Source organism: Streptomyces europaeiscabiei, assembly GCF_001550375.1.
GTDB lineage: Bacteria > Actinomycetota > Actinomycetes > Streptomycetales > Streptomycetaceae > Streptomyces > Streptomyces europaeiscabiei.
Genome location: NZ_LRTR01000256.1, coordinates 1 through 17,714, shown reverse-complemented (window position 1 = coordinate 17,714; position 17,714 = coordinate 1). Strand labels below are relative to the sequence as shown.

Below are 17,714 nucleotides of genomic sequence, written 5' to 3'. Positions count from 1 at the left end.
GGGCTGCGGGGGCTGTGGAGCCTGTGGCGGCTGCGCGGTCTGGAACCCGGACGGGGCGGGCGCCGGGAAGGCACCGGCGGGGCGGCGGCCGGCGAGGACGGTGGTCACGGTCGCGCCGAGTGCCAGCAGGGAGGCGACGGTCAGCAGATAGAAGCCGGGGCCGAAGGTCGTGGTCCGGCCGCCCTCGTCCCACTGGGTGTCGTTGAACGCGTCCGTCAGCACCGTGAGCGTCGTGCCGAGAAGCAGCACCGCGCCCGCGACGCCGAGTGCGGGCCCCAGCGCGAGCCGGCGGCTGCGGCCGGTCAGGAGGAGCACGGCCGCGACGACGGCCAGCAGGCCGCCGAGGAGCAGTGGGACCCCGGAGAACTGCGTGACCTCGGTCGCCTTCCCGCCCACTTCCCAGCTGGAGTACGACCACGCCTTCGCGACGTTCTCGTAGACCGGCTCCCCCTTCTCTCCCTCGCCGAGGTACTGGACCGACTTGTCCAGCGTGGCGAAAGAGCCGCTGATGGCGAGGAGGGCGCCGAGGATCAGCAGCGCGCCGGACGCGCGGTCGGAGGCCGCCGCCGGGTCTTCCGGCGGGGCGGGCGGTCTGCCGTGACCGGCGGGCGGCGTGGTCGCGTAGGGATAGGGGCCCCCTTGCTGCGGGGGCGGGGCCGACCAACCGGGCGCGGGCGCCGTCGGCTGGGGCAAAGGGGCGGGCTGGCCCGGGTACGGGCCGGGCTGACCCGCGTACGGGCCGGACTGCGTCGGTTCCGTCATTTTCCGATCATAGGGAGTGGAGATCGTGTACATAAGGTGAAGTGCCCCTCCATGTAGGGGAGTTGGGCATAAGGCGCTGGACTCCGCTCCCCGGTCGGGATATCGGATCGGCATACGTCCATCTCAAGGCATCACTGTGCGACCGAAATTCGTTACTCTCCGGGCATGGCTCTCCTCGGTCGCCGACGAAGCACGACCAGACTCGCTCCCGAACTCGACGACACCGACCTCGGTAAGGTGCGCAAGCGCCTTGTGGAGAGGGGAAGTTCGGGTGGCCGCAGTCTCGCGGTGGCCATGATCGAGCAGTTGCTGCGCGACACCGGCCGGGACTGGGACCGCCGGGCCCACCGCCTGAGCGTCCTCGCGGAGTCGGCGTCACCTGCCCTGCAGCGCTCCTGGGCCGAGGAACAGCCGCAGGACCCGGACGCGCAGCTGCTGTTCGCCTGGGGAGTCCTGCTGCGGGCGCGGTACGAGGAGCAGCCGGTCCCGGGGGAGACCCGGGAGGCGCTCGACGCCTGCGAACAGGCCGTCGGGCTGCGGCCCGAGGACCCCACACCCTGGGTGGTGCGTCTCGGTCTGCTGCGGTTGTGGCGCCGGCCGGGCGCGGAGGTCTTCCCGCTCTGGGAGGAGATCGTCCGACGCGATCCCTGGCACCGCGAGGCCCACTTCCAGATGCTGGGCTATCTGTCCCCGTGGGAGTGCGGCTCGCACGCCCAGACCGTCGAGTTCCTGGACCGGGTACGCGCGGGCGCGGCGCCCACGGCCCCGACGGCGGGCCTGGAGATGGCGGCCCTCATCGACCTCTACCAGGGCACCCTCGACCAGGGCGGCCTCGAAGCCCTCACCGCCGTCCATCTGTGGAGCCGTCCGAACGCGGTGGTGGCCCTGGACCGCGCGCTGGCCGACTGGCCCCGCCCCGGGTATCTGACCCACGCGGCGGCCGTCGCCGACCTCAACCTGCTGGCGTACGCCCTGGTGCAGGCGAAGCGGGCCGGGGAGGCGGGCGAGGTGTTCCGTGCGATCGGGGGCCTGACGACGGCGTACCCGTGGGCCCTGGAGAACGGCGATCCCCTGCAGTCCTTCGGCGGCTGGCACCAGCGCGCGACAGGCTGACGGCCGGGACACCCGTACGGGTGTTCCCGGCCGTGACCGTGTGAGGTTCTTGCTACCGCCTGTGGGGCGAACGGGCCAGCAGGGGCATCGCCATGCCCGCCAGCAGCGCGCCCGGGACGGCCAGGCCGAGCCAGACGGCCGTGGCGGTGTCCCCGCCGATGAGGGTGGTGAAGTTGGAGATGATCAGCCAGATGGCACCGGCGATGCCGCCGGCGCCCAGGGCCGGGGCGATCAGGGTGTTCCAGAGGCGGGTGTCGCCGGACCGCTCGTGGCGGAAGTACACGATGACCGACACGGAGGTCAACAAGTACAGCAGCATGATCGCCAGTACGGCGAGACCGCTGAGCCAGGAGAAGAGGGTGAGGACGGGGTCCTTGCCCGCCAGGGCGAAGGGGAAGACCAGCAGCGCGGCGACCCCGGTCTGCACGAGACCCGCGAGCCACGGCGACTGGCGGCCGTTGAGCGTGCTCAGCGCGCGCGGCAGCAGGCCCTCCCGGCCCAGGGAGAACAGATAGCGGTTGGCGGAGTTGTGGAAGGCCAGGATGCTGGCGAAGAGCGAGGTGGCCAGCAGGATCGGCAGCGCGTCCCCCGCCCACGCGCCCAGCTCCGCGGAGACCGGCGCGGCGACGAAGCCCGCCCCGTCCCCGGCCTCCAGGGCCTTGCCGGCCGCGGCCGCACTGGAGGACGGGCCGTGCGCCGAGATCAGCATCCAGGACGTGAAGGCGAAGAACGCCGTGACGAGGACGACCGCGAGATAGGTGGCCCGGGGGACCGTCTTGTGCGGCTCGCGCGCCTCCTCGCCGTAGATCGCGGTCGCCTCGAAGCCGAACATCGACGCCACCGCGAACATCAGTGCCACGCCGGGTGCGCCCTCCAGCGCGGCCGACAGGGAGAAGGAGGAGCCCGGGGCCAGTCCTTCGGGGCCGCCGCCCTTGAGGAGCATCACCACGCCGAAGACCAGCAGCAGGCTGATCTCGGCCAGCACGAACACGGCGAGCACCTTGGCGCCCACATCGACGCCGGTCGCGCCGAGCCCCTGCACGATCACCATCGTGCCGAGCGCGAACAGCCACCAGGGCACGTCCGTCTCCAGGTACTGCAGCGCCAGCCCGTTCATCACGGCGCCGAACAGGCCGTACACCGCCGCCTGGATGGCGTGGTAGGCGAGCAGGGCCACGCCCGCGCTGCCCGCGGCGGCCGTACCGCCGAGGCCCTTGCCGACGTACGAGTAGAAGGCGCCCGCGTCGACCACATGGCGGCCCATCGCGACGTAGCCGACGGAGAAGAGCAGGACGACCACCCCCGCCACGACGTACATCGCGGGGACGCCCGGGCCGTTGCCGATGGCTATCGCCACCGGTGCCGCGCCGGCGACACCGGTCAGCGGCGCCTGCGCGGAGAGCACGAAGAACAGGATGCCCAGGACGCCGAGCGCGTTCTGTTTGAGGGAGCCGGTGGACGCGTAACCGTCGCCGGCCGCGTGCCGCATTCTGGACGCACTTGTGGACATGCCTCACCTGTCGGGCGGAAATGAAGGATGTGGTTTCGGCTCAAACGAGCTGCCCCATGTTTGCCTCAACACGCCTGCCTGGCAAGGGAGTGACACGTGTAGGGCCACAGATTGTTCGGGTGCTTACGACTGTCTGTGCGCGCCCGCGTTCCTCGACCCGTCCTGTGCGCCGCCGCCGACGGCTGTAGGGACGCCGGAACCTGGCGGGTCGGCGTAGCTGCGGGGGTGGGGGCAGCGGCGGGGTGGGGCGGAGGCGGAGACGGGGGTGAGGGGTGGAGGCGCCTACATGGCGGTGGCGAAATAGAGTGAAACGGGCGTGACTGGACATATCAAAGGTAGCGAGGAGAGTCTTGGTGGGTGGAGGGCTCGGGCGAGAGTGAGATGAGCGGCCATGGAGCGGCATGTCGTCGACGAACCGGGGGTGGACGCGGCCGGGGACGCGCTCACGGCGCGGGCCACCGTCGACGAACACGGCACCATGACCGGCTGGAGTGCCGGTGCCGAACGCCTGCTCGGGTACACGCCGACGCAGATCCTGGGCCGGCCGGCCGCCTCCCTGCTCGCCGAGGAGCCCCCGGCGAGCGCCCTCCCGTCCTTCTCCGGCCTGCCGAGGTGGCACGGCACCCTCGTCCTCCGGCACCGTGACGGCCGCCGCCTGGAGGTCAAGGTCCTGGCGCATCACCGCACGACGTACTGCGAGACCCGGGACTGGTTCCTGGTCTCCGCCCTGACGGGGACGCGGCCCCGCCCCGGTGACGACGCGCTCGCGCTGCGCGGTTTCCTCGACTCCCCGAGCTGCGCCACCTCGGTGCACGACACGCACCTGCGCTGGCGCCGGTCCAACCGGGCCTCACGGGACGCCCTGGGGCTGGGCGACGACGACCTGCGCGGGCTGCGGATGACGGAGGCGATCGACGACCCGGTTATGGGGGAGGTCGAGCGGCTGATGCGGCAGGTCCTGGAAACAGGCGAACCGCAGTACATGGAGAACCACGCGCGGGCCCCCGGCGAGACCCGCGAACACGCCTGGTCGGTCCACCTCTACCGGCTTGAGAACGACGACGGCCGCGTCCTCGGCGTGGCCACCACCGGGCACGACATGACGGAGCAGTACTGGGCCCGCAAACGCCTCCAGCTCATCGCCGAGGCCGGCCAACGCATCGGCAGCACCCTCGACGTGACGCGGACGGCGCAGGAACTGGCGGACATCGCGGTCCCGGACCTCGCCGACTTCATCAGCGTCGACCTCCTGGCGTCCCTCGACGACCTGCGCGAACCGCCCCCGCAGGCCGTGGAGGCCGGCCGCGCCCTCGGCCTGCGGCGCATCGCCCACCAGTCCGTGCTGCCGGGGAGCCCGGAGGCGGTCGTCGCGCCGGGCGGGGTGGACGCGTACCCGGACGGCTCGCCGCCGGTGGAGAGTCTGCGCTCGGGACGTGCCGTGCTGTACCGGGTGACCGAGCCCGCGATCGCCGACTGGGTGGCCCAGGACCAGCTCCGGACCTCCCGTATCCGCGATTTCGGGTTCCACTCGGTGATGACCGTGCCCCTGTCGGCACGCGGAACCACCCTGGGCGTCGCCGTCTTCGCCCGGCACCGGCATCCCGAGCCCTTCCAGCAGGACGACCTCGTCCTGGCCGAGGAGCTGTCGGCCAGGGCGGCCGTCAGCATCGACAACGCCCTGCGCTACACGCGCGAACGCGCGACGGCCGTCACCCTGCAGCGCAGCCTGCTGCCGCGGAGCCTGCCCGAGCAGGCCGCGGTCGAGGTCGTCACCCGCTACCTCCCGGCGGGCGCCCGCGCCGGGGTGGGCGGAGACTGGTTCGACGTCATCCCGCTGTCCGGGGCCAGGGTGGCACTGGTCGTGGGCGACGTCGTGGGCCACGGCATCCACGCCTCCGCGACCATGGGCCGGCTGCGGACCGCCGTACGGACCCTCGCCGACATCGACCTGCCTCCGGACGAACTGCTCACCCACCTCGACGACCTCGTGGCCCGCCTGGCCACCGAGGCGGAGGCCGGTGCGGAACTGGCCGCCGAGACAGGGGCGGCGGCAGGGGACGTGACCGAGGGCGTCGTCGGCGCGACGTGTCTGTACGCCGTGTACGACCCCGTCTCGCGCCGGTGCACGCTCGCCCGGGCGGGGCATCCGCTGCCGGTCGTGGTGAGCCCGGACGGCACCGCCGAACTGCTCGACCTTCCGGCGGGACCCCCGCTGGGCCTGGGCGGACTGCCTTTCGAGTCACTGGAGACCGAACTGCCGGAGGGCGGCCTGCTCGCTCTCTACACCGACGGCCTGATCCAGTCCCGGGACGGTGAGAACAACGGCGGCGGCACCGGCATCGTCGACGGCGTCACCCGGCTGCGTCGGATCCTCGCCACCCCCGCCGCCTCCCTGGACGCGCTGTGCGACCGGGTCCTGGGCGCCGTACTGCCCGAGCGGCCCACCGACGACGTGGCCCTGCTCGTCGCCCGCCCCCGTGCACTCGACCCCGACCGGGTCGCCACCTGGGACGTGGCCTCCGACCCCTCCTCGGTCGCCGAGGCCCGCAAGAACGCCCTCAGCCGGCTGGAGAGCTGGGGTCTCAACGACGCGGCCTTCGTCACCGAACTGGTCGTCAGCGAACTGGTCACCAACGCCATCCGGCACGCCGAACCGCCCGTCCAACTGCGGCTGATCCACGACAGAAGCCTCATCTGCGAGGTCTCGGACGGCAGCAGCACGACCCCTCACATGCGCCGCGCCCGCACCTACGACGAAGGCGGCCGGGGTCTGCTCCTGGTCGCCCAGCTGACCGAACGCTGGGGCACCCGCCCCACCCCCACGGGCAAGACGATCTGGACGGAACAGACCCTCGGATGACCCCTCGGGGACCTACGGCCTGCCCTGCTTCGGCCCGTTGAGGGCGTCGGCGGCATGGCGGGGGCCGTGCCCGGACGAGAACTGGCCGACGAGTTCACGGAAACAGACGAGAGCGGTGATCGGCGGGATCCCGACGATCGCCATGGCCAGCAGGGAACCCGGTGACTGGCCGATGCACAGGGCCACCGCCGTGCCGGAGCAGAGCAGCATCACCGCCCAGGACCGTCGGGCGGTCCGCTGCTGAACGGATGCCCGCAGGATGGACAGTCCCGCCAGGAGCCACGGCCCGTACACGGTCAGGGGCCACCATCGCGCCAGATGTTCCGCCACGACCAGCAGTGCGATGCCGCGAAGCTGACCGTACGAATAAGAGACGGACCAATAAAGCATCGTCAGTGCGCACACGGCGATTGTCGTAATTAAGAAAACGACTGGGACGATCCTAGGGTTTTTGGAAAAGATGTGGGCGCCCGGGCGTGGCCGCCGTCGGCTGACCGGGCGGCGCGGGCGCTCGCGCACGTCCGGCAGGGGAGGGGTGGGATCCACGTGGTGCGTCATGTACGGCATGTGGATCAGCTCGTCGTTCGGGTCCCACACGCCGGACGCGGCCCGTGGGCCGGGGAGCCAGATGGGCTGCGTCTCGAAGGGCTGCGTCTCGAAGTGTTGATCTACCGAATCATAATCGGTTCTCATTTGAATCAGTCCATTCGGGGTCCGCTTTTCAGACCGGCGCGAGAGGAGTCGATACCTGATTTTGGGCATTCGGGAGAATAGCGATCGGCGGGGATTTTCGCGAGTTTCGAACCGCACTGGATGGCGGTTGAAATGGTGAAGGTTCGCTTGGCTCCGAACGAGTGGACTCGCCCCCGCACGCCCCGGACGGGGGCCTCGGCCCGGGGCCCGGATGGTGACCTTGGCCCCCCTGGTCCCTGATGGAAGAGGCGCCCCGACATGCGACGTACCCCCTCCCGCCGTCTGTTCGCCGCCGCGTTGCTGGTGGCGTCCGTCCTGGCCCCGATGGCGGTGGCGCCCGCCGCGGCCGTCCACGCCGCAGGCGTCGACCGGTACGACAAGGTGGACCGCCACGACAAGGGCGACCCGCACGGCAAGGACGAGTGCCCACCGGGCGGCCTCGGCCGTGGAGTGACCGCCCGGCTGGACAAGGCCGTCGCGGACGTCCGCCGGGAGGCCGGTATCCCCGGCGTCGCCGTCGGACTGTGGATGCCGGGCAAGGGGTGCTACGTCCGCGCGACCGGGGTCGCCGACACGGTCACCCGCAGGCGGATGACCACCGACCAGTTCATGCGGATCGGCAGCGAGACCAAGACCTTCACGGTCACCGCGCTGCTCGAACTCGTCGACGACCGCCTGATCCGGCTGGGCGACCCGATCTCCCGCTACGTCCGGGGTGTGCCGAACGGTGCCCGGATCACCCTGCGTCATCTCGCGGAGATGCGCAGCGGCCTCTTCCCGTACAGCGCGGACTCGGACTTCGCACGGGCCCTGTTGAGCGACCCGGGCCGTTCGTTCGCCCCGCGGGAGCTGCTCGCGTACGGTTTCCGGCATCCGAACACCTTTGCGCCGGGTGAGGAGTTCCAGTACTCCAACACCAACCTCGTCCTGCTCGGACTGGTGGTCGAGAAGGTCGGCGGGCGGCCCCTCGCCGACTTCATCCGTGAGCGGGTGCTCCGCCCGGCCCGGCTGCGTCACACGCTGTTCCCCGAGGGCCGCGAGTTCCCCGAGCCGCACGCACACGGCTACACCAACCAGACGCTGAGCGGTGAGATCGAGGACGCCACGGACTGGAACCCCAGCTGGGCCTGGGCGGCCGGGGCGCTGATCTCGGACCTGCACGACCTGCGCCGCTGGGCCAGGATCGTCGCCACCGGGACGCTGCTCAGCCCGCAGACCCAGCGGGAGCGGCTCAGGATGCTGCCGACCGGCTTCCCCGGGACCAGCTACGGCCTCGGCATCTTCGATTCCGGCGGCTGGATCGGGCACAACGGCTCCATCCCGGGATACCAGAGCGTCACCGTCTACCTGCCGTCGCGGAAGGCCACCCTGGTGCTGCTGCTCAACACCGACGTCACCCACGACGGCCAGGAGCCGTCCTCGCTCCTCGCCCGCGCGATCACGGAGATCGTCACCCCGGACAACGTCTACGACCGCCCGGCACCCCCGCGCTGACCGTTATGCCGTGAATGTGAGCATAGGCCGAGGCTGGTCGGATACCCGCCCGGCATGATGCGGACGCTGAAACGACATGACAAGCGGCCGGACGCGGAGCCGGACACGGGGCGGGACGCGGGGCCGGACGAGCAGGTGGAGCGGCGGGCGCCGGACAGTCCCACGGACCTGTCCGGGCGCTCCTGGCGTTCGGTGCTGAAAGGCACCCTGAAGGAGTTCAAGAAGGACGAGCTGACCGACCGGGCGGCGGCACTGACCTACTACGGGATCCTGGCCCTGTTCCCGGCGCTGCTGGCGCTCGTGTCCCTGCTCGGGATCGTCGGGAAGTCGGCGACGCAGCAGGTGCTGGACAACATCCAGAAACTCGCCCCCGGCGCCGCCCGGGACGTGTTGACCAGCGCCGTCCAGCAGATGCAGGGCAACGCGGGGCTCGGTTCGGTCATGGCGATCGTGGCTCTGGCGCTCGCGGTGTGGTCGGCCTCCGGCTATGTCGCGGCGTTCATCAGGAGCGCGAACGCGGTGTACGACGTCCCCGAGGGCCGTCCGGTCTGGAAGGTGCTGCCGGTACGGGTCGGTGTGACGGTGCTGCTGATGGTCATGGCCGTGATCAGCGCGTTGATCGTGGTGTTCACCGGCGGCCTCGCGCGGGAGCTGGGCACCGCGCTCGGGGTCGGCGACACGGCTCTCACCGTGTGGTCGATCGCGAAGTGGCCGGTGCTGGTCCTCCTGGTCACGATCATGATCGCGGTCCTCTACTGGGCCACACCGAACGCGAAGGTCCGCGGCTTCCGCTGGATCACACCGGGCAGCTTCCTCGCCCTGCTGATCTGGATGGTCGCCTCCGCCGGGTTCGCCTTCTACGTGGCGCACTTCGGCTCGTACAACAGGACGTACGGTGCCCTCGCCGGCGTGATCATCTTCCTGGTCTGGCTGTGGATCACGAACCTGGCGATCCTGCTCGGCCTGGAGTTCGACGCGGAGCTGGCCCGTCGCCGTGCCATCGAGGGTGGTCATCCCCCGCACGAGGAGCCGTACGTCCAACCGCGTGACACCCGGAAGTGGGACGAGGAGGACCACCGCCGTCTCGAACACTGAGGCGGCGGGGAGGGGGTGGGGGCAGGTCTCGCCAGTGAGGAGGCGGTGATGGCGGCCGCGGAGATCGCCCGCGAGCCCGTCGGTCCGGCGCCGGGCGCCGTCGGAACCGACGAGGACCGCACCTGGTGAGAGGTCGTGTCGGCCGCCGTCGTGCAGGGCGCGATATTCGCGGCGTCAGAGCCGTCGTCGACCGCGGCGGTGGCGTAGTCACCCGCTGCCGTCCGGCCGGTGCCCGGCCCGGCCGGCCCCACCGCGGACCGCCGTGACGTCCCGCCCCGTCCCGTGAGGGGAGCCGATGGGCGGGACACGCCGTCGGATGGACTATCGGGCCAGTTCGAGCCTTATGTGGTCATATCTTGCGGAATATGACGAAATGGCATATCGCCTCCATGGCATGTATCGCGGCACTCATCGGGGTGGGGCTCGGGGCCGCCCCGCAGGCTGTCGCCCACCACCGGACCCATGTGGTCTTTCCGGGGCAGTCGATCCAGAAGGCGGTGGACGCCGCCGCGGCGGGGGACACCGTCCTCGTGACCTCCGGCAAGTTCCGCGAGAGCGTCAGGGTGAGCACACCCGGGATCACCCTGCGCGGCATGGGCCGCGGCACGGTCGTCTCACCCCCCGCGACGAAGGCCGCCGGCGGCTGTGCCGACGGCAACGGCATCTGCGTGATCGGCACCAAGAACAGCAAGGTCGAGGACGTCACCGTCGCCGCCCTGACCGTCACCGGGTTCACCGGGTCCGGAGTGTTCGCCCAGGACACCGACGGGCTGACCGTGCGGCACGTGACCGCGGTGAAGAACGGCGTGTGGGGCATCGCCCAGGAGCGTTCGGTACGCGGCGTGTTCCGGAAGAACACCGCCCGGGACAACGGCGACGCGGGTCTGTTCCTCGCGAACACCATCAAGGCCGAGCAGGGCGCCACCGACAGCGGCGGGACCGTGGTCGCGCACAACCGCCTGGAGGGCAACCGGATCGGCCTCACCGTCCGGCGCCTGCGGAACCTCACCGTCGCGGACAACCACCTCACCGGCAACTGCGCGGGCGTCTTCGTCGTGGGCGACGAGAACAAGCCGAGGGCCGGCGCGCTGACCGTGCGCGACAACCTCATCGACCGGAACAACAAGTCCTGCCCGAAGACCGCGCGGCTGGATGCCCTGCAGGGCATCGGCATCGTGCTGACCGGCACCGAGGACACCCTCGTCACCCGGAACCGGATCACGGGGAACGCCGGCGCCTCCCCGCTGTCGGGCGGCATCGTCGTCTGGAAGAGCTTCGTGGGCACCACCAGCGAGCGGAACCGGATCACCGACAACCTGCTGGAGGCCAACTCCCCGGCGGACATCGTCAACACGGACACCGCAGGCAAGGGCAACACCTTCACGGGCAACACCTGTCGGGCGTCCAAGCCCGCGGGACTGTGCTGACAGGCCGGTCGCTCATGAACTCGAAGAAAGAGGGCGTCACATGACGACCGCTCAGACCAGAGGGACGGCACAGGCACCACCCCCCGCTCCGACCCCACAGACCCAGGCCGCGCACACGGCGCAGGGCGCCCAGGCGTCACCGCCGCCCCCCATGCGGTTCAGGGAACTCGTGTTCGGCGCGGCCTGTGCCGCCGCCCTGCGCGCGGCCGCCCGGCTGGGGGTCGCCGACGCCCTCGACGACACCCCGCAGGCCGTGGAGGACCTCGCGGCGGCGGTGAAGGCCGAACCGAAGCCGCTGCGACGGCTGTTGCGGGCCCTGTCCTGCTACGGCGTCTTCACCGAACGGCCGGACGGGACGTTCGCGCACACCGACATGTCCCGGCTGCTGCGCGAGGACGACCCGCACAGCCTGCGCGCCATCGCCCTGTGGTGCACCGAGCCGTGGACCTGGGACGCCTGGCCGAAGCTGGACGAGGCGGTGCGCTCCGGCCACAACGTCGTCGAGGAGCTGTACGGCAAGGAGTTCTTCGTCTACCTCAACGAGGACGCCCCGGAGTCCGCCGACGTCTTCAACCGAGCCATGACGACCTCCAGTGTGCAGTCCGCGCGGGACGTCGCCGAGCTCCTCGACCTGTCGGGGAGTTCGTCCGTCGCCGACATCGGCGGCGGCCAGGGCCATGTGGTGGCGAGCCTGCTGGAGAAGCACCCGTCGCTGCACGGCATCCTGCTCGACCTGCCGCGCGTGGTGGAGAACGCCGACCCGCGGCTGCGTCCGGGCGGCGCGCTCGCGGACCGGATGCGCGTCGTCCCCGGCGACTGCCGCGAGGCCGTCCCGGTCCGGGCCGATGTGTACGTCATCAAGAACATCCTGGAGTGGGACGACGACAGCACGGCCCGGCTGCTGCGCAACGTCATCGGGGCGGGTGGAGCCGGAACGCGGGTCGTGGTCATCGAGAACCTCGTCGACGACACGCCCTCGATGCGGTTCAGCACCGCCATGGACCTGCTGCTGCTCCTCAACGTGGGAGGGGCCAAGCACACCACCGAGAGCATGACCCGCAGGCTGACGGACGCGGGGCTGGTCATCGACGACGTACGCCCGGTCAACGCGTATCTGCACGCCTTCGACTGCCACGTGCCCGGCTGATCGCACGGGCCGCCGGGCACGTGGTCCTCACGTGCCCGGCGGCCGGCGGCGGATTCAGGAGCGGCCGTCCCGCTCCCACCGGTAGAAGCAGTTCGCCATCGCGTCCTTCGGCGAACGCCAGGTCGCCGGGTCGTACGCGCTGACGTACGCCGACAGCCGTTCGCTGATGCCCCGGAACTCCGGGTGACCGGCCAGCTTCGTGATGGCGGGGGTGGGGTCCCGCTCGGACTCGACGAGGTGGAGGTACACGTCGTCGAACTGGAAGAGGCTGCGCCGGGACACCCCGATGAGGTGCGGCAGCTCCCCTCGGTCGGACTCCTCGAAGATCTTGGCGATGTCCGGGGCGGCGCCCGGGGTCATCCGGGCGACGATCAGGGATTGGTGCATGAGGTGTTCTCCGTCCGGCTCGGTCGGCTGTCGCTCAGTCGGTCAGGCCCGGCGCGGCACCCTGCTCGGCGGCGGCCTTCTCGATGCGGTCCCGGATCAGGGCCATCTGGACCTTGGAGTTCCGGTTGATGTTGTCCGTCATCCAGTCGTCGTCGACCGGCGCGTCCGGCTTCATGGCGAAGTCCTGCGTCCACATCATCCGGGTGCCGCCCGGGACCTTCTCGTACTCCCACAGGATGTTCATGTAGGCGAAGGGCCCGGTCTCGACGCGGCGGGCCTCCACGCTGAGCGTCTCGCGGTCCGTCTCCCGTTCCGAGACCCAGCTCCACACCTTGCCGTTCTCGTCGGGGTGCATGGTCAGCCGGAACGTCACCCGGTTCCCCTCCTCGGAGAGGATCTCGGCGCTGGCGTACTCACTGAACAGCCGGGGCCAGTTCGCGACGTCGTTGGTCATGTCCCAGACCAGGTCGACCGGAGCGCCGATGGTGATCTCGTTCTGCGTGTGCCCGGCCATCTCAGGCACCCGCCAGAAGCGCGCCGTTGACCTGTTCGAGGAACTGCCGGGGACTGCGGCTCTTCTCCGCGTCCGGCGGCATCGGCGTGCCGTACCGGTTCTCCAGCTCGCCCACGATGCCGAGCAGACCGAGCGAGTCGATGCCGATGACATCGAAGCCGGACTCGATGCGCTGCTTGAGCTCCTCCGGGGTGACGGTGACCCCGGCGGCCTTCTTCATGAGCTCGGACAGCTCTTCCACGGTGATGCGGTCACTCATGCGGTTCTCCTTGGTGCGTAGGTGGTGCGTGGGTGGTGCCTGGTGCGGGATGGTCAGGAGGGATCGCCGGTGCCGAGCCGGAGCACCAGCGCCGAGTTCGACCCCATGAGTCCCCGGCTGAGGACCAGCGCCGTGCGCGACTCGGCGGCACGGGCGCCGACGGTGACGAGGTCGAGGTCGTGGCAGACGTCGAAGACGTTGGGGGTGGGCGGGAGCACGCCGTGCTCCATCGCGAGCACCGCCGCCGCGACGTCCAGTACGGCCGCCGCGCCGTTGCCCCGGCCGATGGCTGTCTTCGGCGCGGTGACGGGGACGCGGGTGCCGTGCGCGCCGAGGGCGTCCGCGATCGCCAGCGCCTCGGCACGGTCCGCCGCCGGTACACCGAGGGCGTCGGCGAAGACCACGTCGATCTCCTCGGGGACGCAGCCGGCCTCGTCCAGGGCGACCCGGATCGCCTCGGCGAGTCCCGCCCGGGACTCCTCCCAGCGGGAGGCGCCGGTGAACGTCGCCCCGTGGCCCGCCAGGAGGGCCCGTACGGGCGCGCCCCGTTCCCGGGCCGTGCCCTCGGCCTCCACGACCAGCATGGCGCCGCCCTCGGCGGGCACGAATCCGCAGGCCGCGGCGGTGAACGGACGGTAGGCGCGGTCCGGGTCGGCGACGGTGCTCAGCTCCTCGTAACCGAGCTGGCAGACCACCGAGTAGGGGGCGAGCGGCGCCTCGGTCGCGCCGGCCACCATCACGTCGGTGCCGCGCCGCACGGCCCGCGCCGCGTGCGCCAGGGCGTCCAGGCCGCCGGCCTCGTCGGAGGCGATGACCCCGCAGGGGCCCTTGAAGCCGCGGCGGATGGAGATCTGGCCGGTGGTCGCGGCGTAGAACCAGGCGATGGACTGGTACGGCCCCACGAAGCGGCTGCCCTTGGACCACAGCTGCTGCAGCTCCCGCTGCCCGAACTCACCGCCGCCGGAGCCGGCCGCGGTGACCACGCCCACGGAGAACGGCGCGGCGTCGGTCTCGGGCCGGTCGAGGCGGGCGTCGTCGAGCGCCTGGTCGGCGGCGGCCATCGCGAAGTGCGTGAAGCGGTCGGTCTGGACGAGGTAGCGCTCCTCGACCGCCGACGGCGGGTCGAAGTTGCGGACCTCGCCGGCCACCCGCAGCGGCAGGTGCTCGCAGCCCTCGCGGGTGACCCGGTCCAGGACGCTGATGCCCTCCCTGGTGGACTTCCAGAACGTCTCGGTGCTGGTTCCGTTGGGCGCGACCACGCCGATTCCGGTGACGGCCGCGCGCCGAGGACGCCGTTCGCTCATCGTGTCCTCTCCTCCCTCGGCAGGCTCAGGACCACCGCGGACTGGAAGCCGCCGAACCCGCTGCCCACGGAGAGCACGTTGGTCAGCCGCCGCTCGCGGGCGACGCGCGGGACGTAGTCCAGGTCGCACTCGGGGTCCGGGGTCTCGTAGTTCGCGGTGGGCGGGACGACCTGGTGGGCCAGGGCCAGCGCGCAGGCGACGACCTCGATCGCGCCGATCGCGCCCAGGGAGTGGCCCACCATGGACTTGATGGAGCTCATGGGTGTGTCGTAGGCGTGCGCGCCGAGCGTCCGTTTGACGGCGGCGGTCTCGTGCCGGTCGTTCTGCTTGGTGCCCGACCCGTGCGCGTTGACGTAGTCGACGGCCGTGCGGTCGATCCGGGCGTGGTCGAGGGCGTCCTCGATGGCCCGCGCCATCTCCAGGCCCTCGGTGGTCAGCCCGGTCATGTGGTAGGCGTTGCCGAAGGTGGCGTAGCCGCCGATCTCGCAGTACACGTGCGCGCCGCGGGCCCGGGCGTGTTCCAGCTCCTCCAGGACGAGTACGGCTCCGCCCTCGCCCATGACGAACCCGTTGCGGTTGGCGTCGAAGGGGCGGGAGGCGTGGGCCGGGTCGTCGTTGTCGGGGGAGGTGGCCTTGATCGCGTCGAAGCAGGCCATGGTGATCGGAGAGATCGGCGAGTCCGAGGCGCCGGCTATGCAGATGTCGGCCCGGCCCTCCTCGATCGTGTGGAAGGCGTACCCGACGGCGTCGAGCCCCGAGGTGCAGCCGGTGGAGACGGTCTGCACCGGCCCGCGGGCCTCGAAGCGTTCCGCGACCGTCGAGGCGAGGGTGCTGGGCGCGAACGCCCGGTGCAGATGCGGACCGGCCTCCCGGTGGTCCACGTCCCAGCGCTGCCCGCCGTGGCTGACCAGGACGTAGTCGTGCTCCAGCCGGGTGGTGCCGCCGACCGCCGTGCCCAGGGAGACCCCGATCCGCCAGGGGTTCTCCGAGGCGAGGTCGAGACCGGAGTCCCGTACCGCCTCCTCACCGGCCACCAGGGCGAACTGGATGTACCGGTCGCAGCGGGCGATCTGCTCCGCGTCCAGTCCGTGGGCCGCCGGGTCGAAGTCGCACTCGGCGGCGATCCGCGAACGCAGCCCGGACGGGTCGAAGAAGGTGATGCCGCGTGTCGCCGTGCGACCGTCGGCCAGCAGGTCCCAGAACGCCGGGACACCGATGCCGCCCGGAGCGACGATGCCTATGCCGGTGACCGCCACGCGCCTGGTCATGAGCGGACCTGAGGCCGTTCGGCCGCCCGTCCCGCACCCGAGTGGGCCGCCTCCACCGGGATCGGTACGCCGTTCGCGTCCTCGGTGTCGACGTGGCCGAGCGGCGGGCTCGGGGCCAGCGGGCCGAGGTGGAAGACCATGCGGGCCTCCACCTTGCCGACGTTGCGGAAGCGGTGGCGCATGTGGGCGGGGATCAGCAGCCCCTGCTCGGGCCGCAGCTCATGGGGCTCGCCGTCCAGGTCGACCTCCAGCCGGCCGCAGATGACGTAGATGAACTCCTCGGAGTACGGGTGGTAGTGCTCGGCGATGCGGTCGCCGGGCGGCACGATGGCGACGCCCATGAAACCGCTGGTGGAGCCGACGGTGGTGGGGGTCAGCATGGCGCGCAGGTCGCCGCCGCGCCGGGTGTTGGGCTCGACCTCGCTGACATCCACGATGCCGGGATGGCGATTGATCACGACGTTCCTCCGAACATGAGCTGCATCGGACAGGTGCTGCACCGGCAGGAAGCGGGGCCGTCACGGCCCGGGTGCCGGCGGGTCAGGCGTCGGGCGCCCGGCGGTCGGTGACGAGTTCCATGCGGGCGACCGTGAGCAGCCGGGCGGGCGCGCCGTCCTTCGGTGAACCCTTCGCGCCGAGCGCACCGCCGTCGAGGAGCGCGGTCAGCTCGGCCGCGCGGGCACGGTCCGTGAGACCGAGCACGGGGCCGGGGTCGTTGTCGATCCCGCCGCGTACGTCGACCAGCCGCACCACGATGTCGTCGCGCTGGAAGATCGTGCTGCGCAGCACCGGCCCCTGCGGGTCGTCCGCCGCCGCCTCGTCCTGCCGGGCGAGCAACTCGGCCAGCCGCAGACCGGCGCCCTCACGGGCCGGGTAGTACAGCGCGTGCCGCACGGCGTCCGGGCTCTCCTGGCCGGCCGTCACATGGTGGACGGCGGGCAGCGCCGCACGGGTGAAGAAGACCCGGGCGGAGTCGGGGTCGTCGAGGTCCCGGTCCTGCTCCAGATAGGGGTTGAGGGCCTCCTCGACGGCCCGCACCTGGGGCTGCCGGGCGACGTGCCGCAGCGCGGCGAGCAGGTCGCCCCGTACCTCGACGGCGCGGACCACCCGGTTGCCGTGCATGAACAGGGAGGTGCGGCAGAGCCGGGTGGTGTCGTCGACCTTCGGTTCCGGTGCGGCGTAGTCGGCGAGGATCCTGGCGACCTTCTCCTCGCTGCCCGGCTTGACCGTGAAGGTGAGCGCGTGCCGGATCAGGCCGTCACCGATCCGGGGCGACGTCTGGAGCCGGCGCTTGCCGGGCTCGGCGTCCACGGCCGGGCCGCCGGTCTCGCGGACGATGTGGAAGCGCAGCGAGCGGGTGTCCCGGACACAGTTGTGCAGTGGCTTCACCATCTGCACGTGTTCCTCGCTGTTCACCCAGGTGAGGAAGGGCGGGGCGCTCTCCCACTCACTGGTGATGAGCCATTGGGAGGGGTTCTCGATGGACTGGCACAGCTGGTCGCTGACATGCCCGGGGACGGACGCGACCTGGTTGCACAGCTGCTCGTACGCCTCCAGGAACTGCTGCTGGGCCCCGTCGTAGACGTCCACCAGCAGGACGACACGGAGCCGGGAGCCGTCGAAGACGGACTGGGAGACCCGCTGCGACACCTGTCGCTTCAGCGTCTCCGTAAGACGTTCGGAGGTGGTGGTCATCCTGCGTACATCTCCTCGGTGGGGGGCGGGGACGGACGGACGTCGGCCGGATCGGCGTGACGTCGGCGCGACGTCGGCGCGAAGTCGGCGTGCCTCGATCCTGAGCCCGCCCCTTCCGGCGCGCGACTCGTATGCACTGCGCGGGTGACCGGTGCGCCGCACGGGTGACCGGCCGGGCCGCCACGC

At 71.3% G+C, this 17,714-nt stretch carries 16 protein-coding genes; 6 read left to right on the top strand and 10 right to left on the bottom strand.

Annotated elements, in window-relative coordinates; genetic code table 11:
- Positions 1–762: hypothetical protein (locus tag AWZ10_RS12500; RefSeq protein WP_244172474.1), on the bottom strand; the 762-nt coding region annotated here is incomplete at its 3' end.
- Positions 763–927: 165 nt separating this feature from the next.
- On the opposite strand from AWZ10_RS12500, the gene AWZ10_RS12495 reads away from it, so the two are divergent.
- The gene (locus AWZ10_RS12495) at positions 928–1,875 is read left to right on the top strand and encodes a hypothetical protein (protein WP_046707854.1); all 948 of its coding nucleotides are present in this window, start codon (positions 928–930) and stop codon (positions 1,873–1,875) included.
- 52 nt (positions 1,876–1,927) lie between these two features.
- Here AWZ10_RS12495 and AWZ10_RS12490 read toward each other — a convergent pair whose 3' ends face one another.
- Positions 1,928–3,364: an APC family permease gene (locus AWZ10_RS12490; RefSeq protein ID WP_046707853.1), complete on the bottom strand. Its 1,437-nt coding sequence runs from the start codon at positions 3,362–3,364 to the stop codon at positions 1,928–1,930.
- A gap of 412 nt (positions 3,365–3,776) precedes the next feature.
- On the opposite strand from AWZ10_RS12490, the gene AWZ10_RS12485 reads away from it, so the two are divergent.
- Positions 3,777–6,245: a SpoIIE family protein phosphatase gene (locus AWZ10_RS12485; protein WP_046703995.1), complete on the top strand. Its 2,469-nt coding sequence runs from the start codon at positions 3,777–3,779 to the stop codon at positions 6,243–6,245.
- Between the two features lie 12 nt (positions 6,246–6,257).
- Here the strand turns inward: AWZ10_RS12485 and AWZ10_RS53635 are convergent, their stop codons facing one another.
- A complete protein-coding gene (locus AWZ10_RS53635) occupies positions 6,258–6,575 on the bottom strand; it encodes a hypothetical protein (protein ID WP_244172473.1) in 318 nt (105 codons plus the stop codon).
- 621 nt (positions 6,576–7,196) lie between these two features.
- On the opposite strand from AWZ10_RS53635, the gene AWZ10_RS12475 reads away from it, so the two are divergent.
- From AWZ10_RS12475 to AWZ10_RS12460, 4 genes are all read left to right on the top strand, one after another.
- Positions 7,197–8,432 carry a serine hydrolase domain-containing protein gene (locus tag AWZ10_RS12475; RefSeq protein WP_046703997.1) on the top strand — a complete coding sequence of 412 codons (1,236 nt, stop codon included), beginning with the start codon at positions 7,197–7,199 and terminating at the stop codon, positions 8,430–8,432.
- 54 nt (positions 8,433–8,486) lie between these two features.
- Positions 8,487–9,527: a YihY/virulence factor BrkB family protein gene (locus AWZ10_RS12470; RefSeq protein WP_046703998.1), complete on the top strand. Its 1,041-nt coding sequence runs from the start codon at positions 8,487–8,489 to the stop codon at positions 9,525–9,527.
- Between the two features lie 365 nt (positions 9,528–9,892).
- Positions 9,893–10,954 (top strand): right-handed parallel beta-helix repeat-containing protein, encoded by a 1,062-nt coding sequence (locus tag AWZ10_RS12465; protein ID WP_046703999.1) that lies wholly within the window; start codon positions 9,893–9,895, stop codon positions 10,952–10,954.
- Positions 10,955–10,994: 40 nt separating this feature from the next.
- Positions 10,995–12,101, top strand: coding sequence for a methyltransferase (locus tag AWZ10_RS12460; protein WP_046704000.1), 1,107 nt, complete (start codon positions 10,995–10,997; stop codon positions 12,099–12,101).
- 54 nt (positions 12,102–12,155) lie between these two features.
- On the opposite strand, the gene AWZ10_RS12455 is transcribed toward AWZ10_RS12460, so the two are convergent.
- The 7 genes from AWZ10_RS12455 to AWZ10_RS12425 all read right to left on the bottom strand — a co-directional run bounded on the left by AWZ10_RS12455 (position 12,156) and on the right by AWZ10_RS12425 (position 17,528).
- Positions 12,156–12,488: a TcmI family type II polyketide cyclase gene (locus AWZ10_RS12455; protein WP_046704001.1), complete on the bottom strand. Its 333-nt coding sequence runs from the start codon at positions 12,486–12,488 to the stop codon at positions 12,156–12,158.
- A 34-nt stretch (positions 12,489–12,522) separates the two neighbouring features.
- Positions 12,523–13,002: an SRPBCC family protein gene (locus AWZ10_RS12450; RefSeq protein WP_046704002.1), complete on the bottom strand. Its 480-nt coding sequence runs from the start codon at positions 13,000–13,002 to the stop codon at positions 12,523–12,525.
- A 1-nt stretch (position 13,003) separates the two neighbouring features.
- Entirely contained in the window at positions 13,004–13,261 is a 258-nt protein-coding gene (locus tag AWZ10_RS12445) for an acyl carrier protein (RefSeq protein ID WP_060891090.1), read from the bottom strand.
- Positions 13,262–13,314: 53 nt separating this feature from the next.
- Positions 13,315–14,565: a beta-ketoacyl synthase N-terminal-like domain-containing protein gene (locus tag AWZ10_RS12440; RefSeq protein ID WP_046704004.1), complete on the bottom strand. Its 1,251-nt coding sequence runs from the start codon at positions 14,563–14,565 to the stop codon at positions 13,315–13,317.
- A complete protein-coding gene (locus AWZ10_RS12435; protein ID WP_046704005.1) occupies positions 14,562–15,833 on the bottom strand; it encodes a beta-ketoacyl-[acyl-carrier-protein] synthase family protein in 1,272 nt (423 codons plus the stop codon). Before AWZ10_RS12435 ends, AWZ10_RS12440 begins: the two co-directional genes overlap by 4 nt.
- Positions 15,830–16,291 (bottom strand): cupin domain-containing protein, encoded by a 462-nt coding sequence (locus AWZ10_RS12430; RefSeq protein ID WP_046704006.1) that lies wholly within the window; start codon positions 16,289–16,291, stop codon positions 15,830–15,832. Before AWZ10_RS12430 ends, AWZ10_RS12435 begins: the two co-directional genes overlap by 4 nt.
- Before the next feature lie 82 nt (positions 16,292–16,373).
- Positions 16,374–17,528, bottom strand: coding sequence for a SchA/CurD-like domain-containing protein (locus AWZ10_RS12425; protein ID WP_046704007.1), 1,155 nt, complete (start codon positions 17,526–17,528; stop codon positions 16,374–16,376).
- Between the last annotated feature and the right edge of the window lie 186 nt (positions 17,529–17,714).

Excerpts from the sequence above, each read along its gene's own strand:
- AWZ10_RS12495 (WP_046707854.1), top strand. The coding sequence starts at position 928 with ATGGCTCTCCTCGGTCGCCGACGAAGCACGACCAGACTCGCTCCCGAA.
- AWZ10_RS12490 (WP_046707853.1), bottom strand. The coding sequence starts at position 3,364 with ATGCGGCACGCGGCCGGCGACGGTTACGCGTCCACCGGCTCCCTCAAA.
- AWZ10_RS12485 (WP_046703995.1), top strand. The coding sequence starts at position 3,777 with ATGGAGCGGCATGTCGTCGACGAACCGGGGGTGGACGCGGCCGGGGAC.
- AWZ10_RS12475 (WP_046703997.1), top strand. The coding sequence starts at position 7,197 with ATGCGACGTACCCCCTCCCGCCGTCTGTTCGCCGCCGCGTTGCTGGTG.
- AWZ10_RS12470 (WP_046703998.1), top strand. The coding sequence starts at position 8,487 with ATGATGCGGACGCTGAAACGACATGACAAGCGGCCGGACGCGGAGCCG.
- AWZ10_RS12465 (WP_046703999.1), top strand. The coding sequence starts at position 9,893 with ATGACGAAATGGCATATCGCCTCCATGGCATGTATCGCGGCACTCATC.
- AWZ10_RS12460 (WP_046704000.1), top strand. The coding sequence starts at position 10,995 with ATGACGACCGCTCAGACCAGAGGGACGGCACAGGCACCACCCCCCGCT.
- AWZ10_RS12455 (WP_046704001.1), bottom strand. The coding sequence starts at position 12,488 with ATGCACCAATCCCTGATCGTCGCCCGGATGACCCCGGGCGCCGCCCCG.
- AWZ10_RS12450 (WP_046704002.1), bottom strand. The coding sequence starts at position 13,002 with ATGGCCGGGCACACGCAGAACGAGATCACCATCGGCGCTCCGGTCGAC.
- AWZ10_RS12445 (WP_060891090.1), bottom strand. The coding sequence starts at position 13,261 with ATGAGTGACCGCATCACCGTGGAAGAGCTGTCCGAGCTCATGAAGAAG.
- AWZ10_RS12440 (WP_046704004.1), bottom strand. The coding sequence starts at position 14,565 with ATGAGCGAACGGCGTCCTCGGCGCGCGGCCGTCACCGGAATCGGCGTG.
- AWZ10_RS12435 (WP_046704005.1), bottom strand. The coding sequence starts at position 15,833 with ATGACCAGGCGCGTGGCGGTCACCGGCATAGGCATCGTCGCTCCGGGC.
- AWZ10_RS12425 (WP_046704007.1), bottom strand. The coding sequence starts at position 17,528 with ATGACCACCACCTCCGAACGTCTTACGGAGACGCTGAAGCGACAGGTG.